The sequence below is a fragment of the Flavobacterium sp. 9R genome (genome assembly GCF_902506345.1).
Lineage (GTDB): Bacteria > Bacteroidota > Bacteroidia > Flavobacteriales > Flavobacteriaceae > Flavobacterium.
In genome coordinates this window covers 1,458,339-1,472,016 of the sequence record NZ_LR733413.1, presented here as the reverse complement: position 1 = coordinate 1,472,016, position 13,678 = coordinate 1,458,339, and the positions used below count along the sequence as shown (strand labels likewise).

The 13,678-nt window shown below is 35.3% G+C and carries 8 protein-coding genes; all 8 read left to right on the top strand.

All coding sequences use genetic code 11. From position 1 onward, the window contains the following. Positions 1-229: 229 nt before the first annotated feature. The 8 genes from FLAVO9AF_RS06470 to FLAVO9AF_RS06435 all read left to right on the top strand — a co-directional run bounded on the left by FLAVO9AF_RS06470 (position 230) and on the right by FLAVO9AF_RS06435 (position 13,676). Positions 230-3,286, top strand: a complete 3,057-nt coding sequence (locus tag FLAVO9AF_RS06470) for a TonB-dependent receptor (protein ID WP_159685943.1) — start codon at positions 230-232, stop codon at positions 3,284-3,286. Positions 3,287-3,307: 21 nt separating this feature from the next. Then, a complete protein-coding gene (locus FLAVO9AF_RS06465; protein WP_159685938.1) occupies positions 3,308-4,987 on the top strand; it encodes a RagB/SusD family nutrient uptake outer membrane protein in 1,680 nt (559 codons plus the stop codon). 104 nt (positions 4,988-5,091) lie between these two features. Beyond that, entirely contained in the window at positions 5,092-6,741 is a 1,650-nt protein-coding gene (locus tag FLAVO9AF_RS06460) for an IPT/TIG domain-containing protein (RefSeq protein ID WP_159685935.1), read from the top strand. Positions 6,742-6,888: 147 nt separating this feature from the next. After that, positions 6,889-8,559, top strand: a complete 1,671-nt coding sequence (locus FLAVO9AF_RS06455; protein WP_159685930.1) for a glycosyl hydrolase — start codon at positions 6,889-6,891, stop codon at positions 8,557-8,559. 152 nt (positions 8,560-8,711) lie between these two features. Then, positions 8,712-9,854, top strand: coding sequence for a glycoside hydrolase family 26 protein (locus FLAVO9AF_RS06450; RefSeq protein ID WP_159685927.1), 1,143 nt, complete (start codon positions 8,712-8,714; stop codon positions 9,852-9,854). 30 nt (positions 9,855-9,884) lie between these two features. Continuing rightward, positions 9,885-11,270, top strand: a complete 1,386-nt coding sequence (locus FLAVO9AF_RS06445) for an MFS transporter (protein ID WP_159685924.1) — start codon at positions 9,885-9,887, stop codon at positions 11,268-11,270. Between the two features lie 29 nt (positions 11,271-11,299). Next, positions 11,300-12,487, top strand: a complete 1,188-nt coding sequence (locus FLAVO9AF_RS06440; protein WP_159685921.1) for a glycosidase — start codon at positions 11,300-11,302, stop codon at positions 12,485-12,487. Between the two features lie 4 nt (positions 12,488-12,491). After that, positions 12,492-13,676, top strand: a complete 1,185-nt coding sequence (locus FLAVO9AF_RS06435; RefSeq protein ID WP_159685918.1) for an AGE family epimerase/isomerase — start codon at positions 12,492-12,494, stop codon at positions 13,674-13,676. The last annotated feature ends 2 nt before the right edge of the window (positions 13,677-13,678 follow it).

The following is a 13,678-nucleotide window of genomic DNA, read 5'->3' as shown; positions in this document are numbered from 1 at the left end:
ATCAAATATTATGTATATATTAATTATCATATTCAAGATTACTACTAAAAGTAAAAATTGTATTAGTTTTTGAAATAAAAATATTAGACAACTCAATTACAATATTCTACTTTTGATTTATTAGTTTATAAAACTATACAATCACTTTTTAAACCATTTTTTATTAACCAATAAAGCACATAATTACAACAAGAAGTAGTTATTACTTTTGACTTAACCAATTTTTATTATGAAAAAAAAACTTAGAATTATTTTACTGTTTTTTTTAATTGTTTTGTCTTGGGAATCCTTTGCTCAAGTAAAAACAATAAGTGGAACAGTAACTGACGGAAGCAATGTTCCTCTACCAGGAGTATCTGTAACAATTAATGGTTCAAAAAACGGAACCATCTCAGATTATGATGGAAGTTTTACTATCAGAGTTACTAACGAACAAGACGTATTGGTTTTCTCCTATAACGGATACAAAACTCAGAAAGTTACAGTTGGAAACAAGAGTTCAATAAAGATAGCCCTTGTAACAGAGATTACTGAATTACACGATGTTGTTGTAGTAGGTTATGGAACAATTAAGAAAAGTGATGTTACAGGTAGTGTTGGTAAAGTAAATGTAGCAGATATTCAAAAAGTAACTTCTATAGATGCTGCTAGAGCACTTCAAGGCCGTGTAGCTGGAGTAAATGTACTTTCCAATTCAGGTAGTCCAGGATCAGGCGTAAGTATCCGTATTCGTGGTATTGGTACCATTAACAATTCGGATCCGCTTTATGTAGTTGACGGTTTCCCAATGGGAGATATCAGTCATATTGCACCTTCGGACATTGAAACTATGGAAGTATTAAAAGATGCCTCTGCAACAGCGATTTATGGTTCTCGTGGTGCAAATGGGGTAATACTTATCAAAACTCGAACAGGTTCAAAAAATAGTAAAGTTGAGGTTTTAGCAACCGCTCTAACTGGTGTTTCTGTTGCTAACAAATTTTTAGATCTTGCTGATGCTACAGAATTTGCGACGGCACGTAAAGCAATTGGTTTAGATGATGACATTATTAACTATGTTCTTGACCAACAAGCTGCCGGAAATTATTTAAAAGGAACAGACTGGCAAAAAGTAATTTATCGTCAAGCACTTAATACCCGCTTTAATGTTGGAATTTCTGGTAATAAAGATTCTTATTCTTTTGATCATGGTTTTACAACATCTCATGAAGAAGGTATTGTTAGAGGAACTAAACTTGACAAATTGATGTTCCATTCCAATAACAACATAAAATTGACAGAGAAGATAAAACTTGGCTTGAACTTCAACTATGTTCATTTTGAAAGACCTGGAGAAAGAAATGATTTCTATAGCGGTACAATTCCTGGCGCTTTACGTTCTGACCCAATCTCTGTACCTTTCGACAACTATACCAATTTCTTTGGAGAAATTTATTATTCTCAAGCTGCAACAAATCCGGCTTTAGCGATTCATCTTGCAGAAAAAGAAAAAAATATCGGTAATCGATATATGGGTAACTTCTACTTCCAAGTCGATGATTTGTTTACAGAAGGCTTGTCATTCCGAACTCAGTTTGGGGCAATTATGGATTATAACGAGACAAAAACATACAGCCCACAGTATTTCATTACTCCTACTCAAAGAAATGAGATTTCATCACTTTATCAAAGTAGAGGACAAGGTTTGAATTGGGTGTTTACTAACTATTTTTCATATAATAAAAAAATTGACAAGTTAAACATCAATTCAACTTTAGGTACGGAGATGCAAGCCAATAAATACTCTGATATTTGGGCTAGAGGTTACAATGTTCCAGAAACAGCTTCTCTTCAATATCTTGGAGCTCACAAAGATGCTGTCTTATTTGGACTTGGTGGAGGACAAAGCGAAAACAGATTACAGTCCTTTTATGCACGTGGTAATTTTTCTTGGGATAATAAATACGTAATAACTGCAACTGTTAGAGCTGACGGAAGTTCAAAATTTATGCCTAATCAACGCTGGGGAACCTTCCCTTCTTTTGCTGCAAGTTGGAATATTCATAAAGAAAAATTCATGTCAAACTTAGAAAGTACCCTTCCAACATTAAAACTACGCGCTGGTTGGGGACAAGTGGGTAACCAAGGAAGTGCCGGAAATTTTGATTTCGTTTCAAGTGTAAACGGTGGATATAATTATACTTTCAATGGAATTCCAGTAGAAGGTGCCGTACAACAACAACTGGCGAATACAGAATTAACTTGGGAGAGTTCAGAGCAATTTAACGTTGGGCTAGATTTTGGATTATTCGACAATACTCTTAAAGGAACTTTTGATTACTTTATCAGAAACACGAATGATATGATTCTTTCTAAACCAATTCCTACCTATGCTGGAAAAAGAAGACCAGCTGTAAATGCAGGTACAATGCAAAATAAAGGATTTGAATTTAGTTTAAATTACGCTAATAATAAAAACGATTTCAAATATGATGTTGGTCTAAATCTAGCGATAATCAGAAATGAAATAACAAGTTTAGCAGGTGGAGATCCTATCCGTAGTGGTGGTGTTGGACGATTAGGTAATACTACAAAAACAGAAGTTGGTAGAGAAATAGCTTATTTTTATGGGTACCAAACCGATGGACTTTTTAAAACGCAAGCCCAATTAGATGCTTACCAAAATAACAATGTGCCTATTCAACCTAATGCTGGACTAGGAGATGTGAAATTTGTGGACAGAAATGGTGATGGCAAAATTACAGAACTTGACATGACGTATTTAGGTAGCGCAAGTCCAGATTTAACTGGTGGACTTAATATCAACTTATCTTACAAAGGAATTGATATGGTAATGTTTTTCGTAGGTTCTTATGGAAATGAAATTGTAAATTCAATGCGCCAAACGTTATACAACTCTAGAATGTTCGAAACAAATATTAGTAGAGATATGGCAGTAAACTCTTGGACACCTAACAATCCAAATTCAAATATTCCTCGATTAAATGCGGCGGATTTAAATAAAAATACTGAGAATTTTTCCGATTTATATGTTGAAGATGGTTCTTATATTCGTTTAAAAAACATACAGTTAGGATATACAATTCCTGAAACAAGTTCTAAAAAAATTGGTGTTAAAAGCTTAAGATTCTACACAACTATCGATAACTTGTTAACCTTTACCAAATACACTGGTCTTGATCCTGAGTTATTTGGACTATACGGAAATCCATTCTATTATGGAATTGATATGGTAAATTACCCACAACCAACCACTTATTCATTTGGTGTAAATATTAACTTTTAATAAAAGCAAAAACTGATAGTTATGAAAAAAGCAAAATACATTATCCTAATTACAGTCTCAATACTAGGTTTTTGGAGTTGCTCAGACTTCCTAGATCTTGAGCCACAAGGAGCAGAAAATAGTGCCAACTTTTTTGATAGTCAAGAAAATGGTGTACGTGCAATAATAGGTCTTTATGATATGCTCCAACTAGATGAAGGAGCAGGTCCTGATGGACAATGGATGGGACATCACCACGATTTTTTCTTGAGTGATATCCGTTCTGATGATGCTGAAAAAGGTAGTAACGACGGTGACTATGCTGCCATGTGGGAAATGCTAGACTTCACAATGACTCCTCAAATTGGTTTTGCAAGTGATTTTTGGATTCATGGTTTTTGGGGCGTTTCACGTGCTAACTTCGCACTTGATAACCTTCCTAACGTAAGTTGGAATCCATCTGTACGCGACAGATTAATTGGAGAAGCTTCTTTTATGAGAGCGTATTTCTACTGGTATCTAGTTCGTACTTATGGCGGTGTACCACTCTTTACAACCTCTGTTAAACCATCTGATTTTGGTAAAATAAAACGTGCTAGTTTAAACGAATGCTATACTCAAATTGCTGCCGATTTAACTAAAGCAATTGATTTATTACCTGAAAAAGGCGCAATTCCATTAGCAGAAGCTGGTAGAGCAAGCAAAGGAGCTGCTAGAGCTTTATTAGCTCGTGTCTATATGTATCAAATTGGTACAGATAAAGACAGTAAGATTACTTGGCAACAAGTTTACGATCAAACCAATGCAGTAATAAACTCTGGGGAATACTCCTTAATGCCTAACTATGCTACATTATGGGAAACAGAAAGTAAAAACAATGCAGAATCAGTATTCGAAATTCAATTTGGAGTTGGTGCAAGTGATTTAGCTCCAGGTTCAATTGGAACCAATTTCTATAACTTTCAAGGAAACAGAAAAGACGATTCTGGTTGGGGTTTCAACAATCCAACACCAGATTTAGTTGAAGCCTATAATGTATCTGTTACAAATGACCCTCGATTATCTTGTGTTGTTTATGGTGAAAGTTTTAACAATGGAATTTTATACGGTGTTAAAAGAAAATACGATCGTAATGAACAAGGATCAGATTGGCTTAATAGAAAAGCAGCACTTCCTGTAAAACCAGCACTAGCTAAAGCGGGTGACAGAAACATAAAAATTATTCGTTATGCTGATGTTTTATTAATGCACGCGGAGGCTGCTTGGTACTTAAGTAGATTCAGCGAAGCTACCTCTAAACTAAACATGATTAGAAATAGAGCAAGAAACAGTACCTATTGCAAAGGATATGCTGAAGGCAAAATGGATTATAGCGCAGCTCCAACATCTGTAAACCTTCCAGATATTAACTCAACAGGTAATCAACTCTTAACGGATATTTGGAAAGAAAGACGTTTAGAGCTAGCGATGGAACAAATTCGTTTTTATGACCTAGTTAGAACAGGAAGATATTTTAATGTGATTGACAATGAAAAAAATATTCGTCGTGCTCCAGGAAGTAATTACGGATTAGGTGTTAAAGCCTATAAACAATTCCCAAATATAAAAGCAAGCGGAATAGCGAAATCAATTGATGGGCCTAATGGTAATAAAGTACCTCTATTACCAATCCCACAAACAGAAGCTCAAGCATGGAATCTTGACCAAAACACAGGATATTAACAACTAAATTATAGGATACTAAGTATGTTGCTCTAAAATGAGCCATAAAAACGACCATAAATTGCAATATACTAGTCTCCTATAAACAAAAAACCAAATTTTATATGAAAAAGAATATAATTAAAACCGCATTGATTGCCTTTGTTGCTGTACTGTTGTACAATTGCGAAGATGTGGCATTCTCAGACGATTCCGATATTAATTTACCTGCTTCAACAATCACAGAAATATCAAATGAAACACCATTTGTTGGGACAGAAATTATTTTAAAAGGAACAAACTTAAATTTCGTAACCAATGTTTCAGTAGGTGCTAGTGAATTTAAAATCATAAAACAAAGCGCTGACAACATGACTGTTGAGGTTCCTCGACAAATAGAGAGTGGTCCAATAACTCTTTTTAATAAGTACAAAAGAAAATTTGAATCCATTCAAATCATTAAACCTCAATTTTATCCAGCTAAAGTAATCACTTGGCCAGTTAATATTCAAAAAGGAAAACCTTTTTTAATGATAGGTGAGAATTTAGATTTGATAAAAGAAGTTAAAGTCAATGGTAAAGTTGTTGCCTTATTTGGTGCAGCAAGCCCTCAAAAAGTTTCTTACTCTTCAGCTGGAGTTGAAATGGAAATTGGCGAGTTTGCTACTATTGAAGTTACCCCTAAAACAGGAGAAAAACAAACCTCTCCAGCAATTCTAGTGGTTAAACCGGTTAACACTTATACACCAAAACAAACATTAATGATTAGCGATTTTGATGCTCCATTCAATGCGGTTAATGGTGATGCTTCAAGTCCATTTACTCATACAACAATAGCTGGAGAATACGGCAAAGCCTTAGAAGTTAAAGCTGCTTCAGCAAACGGATGGAATGGTGTTTATTTGAAAGTAGAAAATGACAATGGTGGTAAAGGATATGATTTATCTGCATACAATAAACCTCACATTACATTCTTAGTGAATACAGCTGGTGGCCAAGGTTATGTACAACCTATTATTACTGCAGGTGGAAAAACTGAAGACCGACACTTTACAGGCGCATTCGGATATGGTGATGATTATAAAATCAATACTACAAATTGGGAATGGCGTTCTTATGACCTTGAAAAAATGGGATTCCCAGTAGTAAAAGGTAAATTGGATAGAATTGGAATTCAATTCCGTGGTGGTAATGTAAATGGAACTCCTTTCTATATTGCAGTTGACCAAGTAATGATTACAGATGGACCTTTAAACCCAACCATAGCTTGGAATTGCGAAACGCCAGCTGGATCTACTTGGAATATTTTGCCAAATTCAAGCAGCTTACAAGGTTACAACCAAGGCTCTAACTATGCTAGTTTAACAGGAGTTTCTCAAGGATGGGATAATAAATTAGGTCAAGCATCATGGGATGTAAAAGCACTTGATCCAGCAGTTTATGCCAATGGAATTTGGATTAACTTCCTTTTAAATACAGGAAACAAAGAAGGATATTTCCAATTTGACTTTGGTCAAGGTTGGATGCATTTTACAAAATCGCAAGGGTATGGAGATGATTATAAATTTGTTCCAACAAACAACAAGTGGGTTTGGCGTTCCATCAAACTTACCCCAGGCGAAGGTGATTTGAGCAAATTTGATCCAACCAAAGCCTTTACAATGGGAATCCAATTATATGGTGGAAACCTTGCTAAAGGAACTGCAATGGAAGTAAATGTAGACTCATTTATTTTTACAACTGCGCCTTTAGATCCAAACTTAGTAACAGATTAGTATTGTCCACCTAAATTGACATTTTTAGGTATTAGTTTCATATTTTGTTTTTGTTTGAATGGTTTTTTAATTAAACAGGGTGGGTAACACACCCTGTTTAATCAAAAACATGTCGAGTAAAATACTTTAAGTCATAAAATAAATCAAATGAAAAAAATTTTTAAAATATTTATCTTGACAGTACTAGTGTCTTCTTGCTCTAGTAACGAACCCACTGTAGAAAGTGACAAGAAATTACTTTCTTTCAGTATCGTTGAACTAACCAACACCCCTTTTACTATAAATAGCGATAATTCAATTACTGCAAATGTCCCTTCAGGAACAAGTTTAAACAACTTAACGGCTAAATTTGAATTACCTTCTGAAACTAGTCTATATGTTGGGTCTACGCTACAAATATCTGGTCAGACCAAAAATAATTTTACGCTACCAGTACAATACGATTTAAATTTTAAAGGAGAAAAAAATAAAAAGTATACCGTTACCATCAATTCATTCCCAAATAATTTGCCTGTTGCAATGGCTGGTGATGACAAATACATTATTCTTCCAAAAGGAACAAATACTGCAACAGTAACATTGGATGGCTCAAAATCGTCCGATTCCGAAGCGGCTCTTGTTGCTTATGAATGGAAAAATGGAAACACTATACTTGGCACTACTCCTACGCTATCAACAAACTTAAACCTTGGAATTCATACCATAGTTTTAAAAGTGACTGACACTAGTGGTGACACAGCGACAGATACAATAACAATAAGTGTTACGCAACAAGGAGTTTATACCCCTATCGACAATAATGCAACTCAAGAAACTAAAAACCTGTTTACAAACATTGCATCAATTGCAAATAGTGACAAATTCATTTTTGGGCAAGAATTCCCTTTATCTTTTCAATTAAAAAGTCTTGATTTTGACTTAAACACCTCCGACTGCAAAGACGTTACAGGAGACCACCCAGGTGTTTATGGAATTGATCCACATTACATGCTTTATAAAACTGCCTCACAAAAACAACTTCACATTGATGAAGCTAAACATGCATATGCAAATGGATCAATTGTAACCTTTGATTTTCATCAACAAAGCAAAAGTGATAACAAAATATATTTTAATGATATTACAACAAGTACAGACAAAAGTCTAATGTTTGATATTGTAAATAATAGAAACAATGCAAGAGATTGGTTTTATAAAGAATTAGATCAGGTACTAAATATCATTAACAATGATTTAGGATTTCCTATCGTTTATAGACCATTTCATGAAATGGATGGAAATTGGTTTTGGTGGGGTACACAAGCTACCAATCACAGCCCACAACTGTACATCGATTTTTATAGATTGACCGTAGACTATATGAGAAATAAATCAAATTTGATTTTATTCGGTTGGACTCCTAATGAGAAAATAAATAGCAGTTATTATCCAGGTGATGACTATGTAGACCTTGTAGGCATTGATGCATATAGCCAAAATGTGACAACACTAAAAAACAACCTTATTGATTTGACCAAATTCGCAACTACCCACAATAAAGTAGCCATCTTATCTGAAACTGGAAAAGGAAATTATATAAACGACGCTCCAACATTCTGGACATCAACTATTTTAAAAGCGATTCAAGACGGTGGAAGCGACATTAGAATAGCTTGGGCTCTAGCATGGTTTAATGCACCTTGGGATTCTAATCAAAGTAATTTATTTATTCCAAATAGTAGCTCATCAACAGAGGTGAAAGAAGACTTTAAGAAATTTTACAATAGCGAAACAACTTTATTTCAGAATGAAGTAAAAGCGTTAAAAGTTTACAATTAAAACGGAAGTAATTTCCTATTTGCAAACTAAAATTAAAAGCTCCTATTACATAAAAATGATTATATGGATTACCAAGAAATATTTTTTAAAAGACCTCATTTTTATGTATTCTAATATACAAAACATTGCTTGCCATCGCTAAAACCAAATAAATGCAAACCATAAAAATAAAAAGACTATTTCTCGTTTTTTCCTTTGGGATAACCATCTTCAGTTATGCTCAGAAAAGTGCTTCTACCCCATTGCTCGTAGATAAAAAAGCTACTCCTGAGACGCAAAAGTTATACAAAAATTTACAAGCCTTGACACAAAAAGGTATTCTTTTTGGACACCAAGATGACCTAGCCTATGGCGTGAAATGGAGATACGAAGAAGGTCGTAGCGATGTAAAAGATGTAACAAATGATTATCCAGCAGTATATGGATGGGATTTGGCAGGACTCGAAAAAAAATCTGATAAGAATATAGATGGAGTTCCTTTCGACAAAATGAAACAATACATTATTGAAGGCCATTCTCGTGGAGGTGTTATAACCGTAAGTTGGCATTGTGACAATCCATTGACAGGAGGTCCAGTATCGGATACCACCCCAAATTCATTAGCAGCTGCATTACCAAATGGTACAAGTCATGAAAAATACAAATCTTGGCTAAATGAAATTGCAACATTTTTTAGTGCTCTAAAAGACAAAAAAGGGAAACCAATTCCTGTTTTATTTCGCCCTTTTCACGAACTAAACGGAAGCTGGTTTTGGTGGGGAAAAAACAACGCAACTTCTGAAGATTTGATTGCACTATGGCGATTTACTTTTGACTATTTACAAAGCAAAGACGTTCATAATTTAATTTATCTATACAACACGGATAGGTTTAAAACTAGAGAAGAATACTTAGCATCGTATCCCGGAGCTGATTATGTAGATATGTTGACTTTCGACACCTATCATAGTTATCCGCCAACTGCTGAGTCATTTATAGAGAATTGTCAACGGCAACTCAAAATTGTAAGTACCCTTGCAAAGGAACAGAATAAAATCATGGCTTTTGCTGAAACGGGATTCGAGACAATTCCTTATGATAAATGGTGGACCGACACTTTGATGAAAGCTATTGGTGACTATAAAATTTCTTATGTCCTATTATGGAGAAACCAAGGTTGGCAGGAAAAAGAACAAAAGATGCATTACTACACCCCTTTTAAAGGACATCCAAGCGAAAAAGATTTTGTTGACTTTTACAATTTGAAACAAACTTTATTTGGACGTGATGCTGCAAAGGCTAAACTTTACAAATAACAAAAAATAACAATTAAGTTTTATTTACAAATGCACGAAAAAATAAGTTTAAAAGAAAAAATAGGTTACGGACTTGGCGATGCTGCCTCTTCTATGTTTTGGAAAATATTCAGCATGTATCTACTGTTTTTCTACACAGATGTATTTGGTCTAGCACCAGCAGTAGTTGGAACCATGTTTTTAATCACTAGAATTTGGGATTCTTGCTTTGACCCCATCGTAGGAATTCTGGCAGATAGAACAACATCAAAATGGGGGAAATTCAGGCCTTATTTATTGTGGACTGCCATACCCTTTGCAATAATTGGAGTCCTAACTTTTTACACGCCAGACTTTGACGAAAAAGGCAAAATCATTTACGCTTACGTGACCTACTCTTTAATGATGATGGTGTATTCTGTAATCAATGTACCTTATGCCTCATTGCTTGGCGTTTTATCCTCTGACCGAAAAGAAAGAACAACCCTTTCCTCTTACCGTATGGTTTTTGCATTTGGAGGAAGTTTATTAGCACTTTGGCTTATCGAACCCTTAGTAAATTATTTTGGTGGGAACCTGAATTCAAAATCAGGTTGGTTGATAACAATCGCCGTTTTTGGAGTGATTACCACCATTTTCTTTTGGGCCTGTTTTTTATGGACTAAAGAAAGAGTACAACCTATCTCTGACGAAAAATCGAATTTGAAAGAAGATTTAAACGACTTACTAAAAAATCGCCCTTGGTGGATTCTACTAGGCGCCGGAATTGGGGCATTGATCTTCAATTCGATTAGAGATGGAGCTGCGGTTTACTATTTCAAATACTATGTAAGTAGTACCATTAATTTTGATTTCACCCTTTTCGGGACTGATTTTCATATGACACCTACTTCTATTTATTTGGTTTTAGGACAAGCTGCCAATATTATTGGGGTTGTAATTGCTACACCTATTGCCAATAGATTAGGAAAGAAAAACACATTCCTTGGCGCAATGTTTCTAGCAGCAATTTTTAGTTTGATTTTCTATCTGTTCAAAAACGATGAAATCTATTGGATCTTAAGTTTTCAGGTATTAATAAGCATTTGTGCAGGTTGTATCTTCCCATTAATCTGGTCGATGTATGCTGATAGTGCTGATTATTCTGAATGGAAACAAGGTAGAAGAGCAACGGGATTAGTTTTTTCTGCTTCTTCAATGTCACAAAAGTTTGGCTGGACAATTGGAGGCGCAGGAACTGGATGGTTATTAGGGTATTATGGATTTCAAGCGAATGTAGCGCAAACTGCCGATACTCAAAACGGTATTCAACTTATGCTAAGTGTACTCCCTGCAATAGCAGCAGCAATATCCGTGATTTTCATCTTCTTTTACCCTCTGAACGAACAAAAATTACAAATAATAGAAGACGAACTCAACAATAAAAGAGAACAATAAAATAAATTTTGAACTAGCATTTTTATAGCATGATTACATCTGAAAACAACATAGTAACACAAAGATTAGAAAACTTGAAAAAAGAATTTCAAGTGCTAATTGAGAAAAAAAACGAACCAGAAAACACCGCTGGAAACGGAATATATACCCGTTACAAAAACCCAATTATAACCGCTGGTCACACTCCACTTGAATGGCGTTATGACTTTGACCCAAAAAGCAATCCGTTGCTTTTGGAACGGATTGGCATTAATGCAACATTCAATGCTGGAGCCCTAAAATGGAACAACAAATACATCACTGTGGTGCGTGTAGAAGGTGTAGACAGAAAATCTTTTTTCGCTATTGCTGAAAGTCCAAATGGAGTGGATAATTTTAAATTTTGGGACAAACCTTGTGTTATCCCTCAAACCGGAGAACCTGATACCAACGTGTACGATATGCGTTTAATTTCACACGAAGACGGCTGGATTTATGGCATCTTTTGTACCGAACGCAAAGACCCAAAAGCTCCTGCTGGTGACACGAGTATGGCTATTGCCAATGCAGGAATTGTTCGTACCAAAGATTTAGTGAATTGGGAGCGATTACCTGACCTAATCTCAAATACGGGACAACAACGAAATGTGGTTTTACATCCTGAATTTGTAGATGGAAAATATGCATTGTACACTCGTCCACAAGATGGCTTCATAGATGTTGGTAATGGAGGCGGTATCGGTTTGGGTTATGTAGAAGAAATGACCAATCCAATAGTAAAAGAAGAACAAATTATTTACGGAAAACAATACCATACCGTTTATGAACTAAAAAATGGTTTAGGCCCCGCTCCTATCAAAACATCAAAAGGATGGTTGCATTTGGCACATGGTGTTCGTAATACGGCAGCTGGTCTTCGCTACACTCTTTATATGTTCATGACTGATTTAAATGATATTTCGAAAGTAACACACTATCCTGCTGGACATTTTATGGCTCCAGAAAACACGGAAAGAATCGGCGATGTATCAAATGTATTGTTCTCAAACGGTTGGATTGCCGATGAAGATGGAACCGTTTATATCTATTACGCTTCATCGGATACGCGCATGCACGTAGCTGTTTCAAGTATTGAGCAATTAGTTGACTATGTAACCAACACACCCGAAGATACGTTTACTTCTGCAGGTTCCGTACAAACCATTATCAAACAAGTAGAAAAAAATAAATCAATCTAAACCTGTGACAACCGAATTAAAAAATCTAAAAATCGAGTTACGATTAGAACTCCAAAATATTCTCGAGTATTGGATGACCCATACAATCGATAACAAAAACGGAGGATTTATCGGTCAAATTGATTTTGAAAATCATAAAAATGAAGATGCTGAAAAAGGCGCTGTCTTAAATGCCCGAATTCTTTGGGCATTTTCGGCAGCCTATCATTTGTCTAAAAACGAAGAACATAAAAACACCGCTACAAGAGCTTTTGAATACATCAAAAACTACTTTCTTGACCCTGAACATGGTGGAATATTTTGGAGTCTAAATTTTGATGGTACTCCAAAAGATACCAAAAATCAAATTTATGCCCTAGGTTTTGTAATCTACGGAATGGCTGAATATTACTCGATTTCGAAAAATGAAGAAGCGTTAACGATAGCCCTTCAGCTTTATAAAAAAATAGAAACTTATAGCTTTGACCCAATAAACAAAGGCTATTTAGAAGCCTTTACTCGTGACTGGCAACTCATTGACGACCTGCGTTTGAGCGACAAAGATGCCAACGAAAAGAAAACGATGAACACGCATTTACACATCGTAGAAGGGTACGCCAATTTGTATAAAGTTTGGAAAGACGAAACGCTACGTCAAACGATAATCGAACTATTAACTACTATAGAAATCCATTTCATCAATACCGAAAATGGTCATTTGCGTTTGTTCTTTGACGAAAATTGGATAGAAAAACCGGATGTCATTTCTTATGGTCACGATATTGAAGCTGCTTGGTTATTGCTACAATGCGCCGAAATAACTGGTGATACTACTTTGATTGCTAACTATAAAAAATATGCAATACAAATCGCCGAAGTGACCAAAGAAGGCATCGATACTGACGGAGGACTATGGTACGAATACAATCCTAAAACACAAAAATTAATGGCCGAAAAACATTCATGGCCACAAGCCGAATTGATGATTGGCTATTACAATGCTTGGCAACTTTCGGGAAGTCAAGGCTATTTAGACATCGTTTTAAAAAATTGGTCTTTTGTCAAAAAACACATCATTGACCATCAAAATGGTGAATGGTTTTGGGGTATAAATAGCGATTATTCTACTATGCAGAAGGACAAAGCGGGTTTCTGGAAATGCCCTTACCACAACAGCCGTGCTTGTATAGAATTGATTCACCGAATTTAAAA

Coding starts and splice junctions, on each gene's coding strand:
- FLAVO9AF_RS06470 (WP_159685943.1), top strand. CDS start 230: ATGAAAAAAAAACTTAGAATTATTTTACTGTTTTTTTTAATTGTTTTG.
- FLAVO9AF_RS06465 (WP_159685938.1), top strand. CDS start 3,308: ATGAAAAAAGCAAAATACATTATCCTAATTACAGTCTCAATACTAGGT.
- FLAVO9AF_RS06460 (WP_159685935.1), top strand. CDS start 5,092: ATGAAAAAGAATATAATTAAAACCGCATTGATTGCCTTTGTTGCTGTA.
- FLAVO9AF_RS06455 (WP_159685930.1), top strand. CDS start 6,889: ATGAAAAAAATTTTTAAAATATTTATCTTGACAGTACTAGTGTCTTCT.
- FLAVO9AF_RS06450 (WP_159685927.1), top strand. CDS start 8,712: ATGCAAACCATAAAAATAAAAAGACTATTTCTCGTTTTTTCCTTTGGG.
- FLAVO9AF_RS06445 (WP_159685924.1), top strand. CDS start 9,885: ATGCACGAAAAAATAAGTTTAAAAGAAAAAATAGGTTACGGACTTGGC.
- FLAVO9AF_RS06440 (WP_159685921.1), top strand. CDS start 11,300: ATGATTACATCTGAAAACAACATAGTAACACAAAGATTAGAAAACTTG.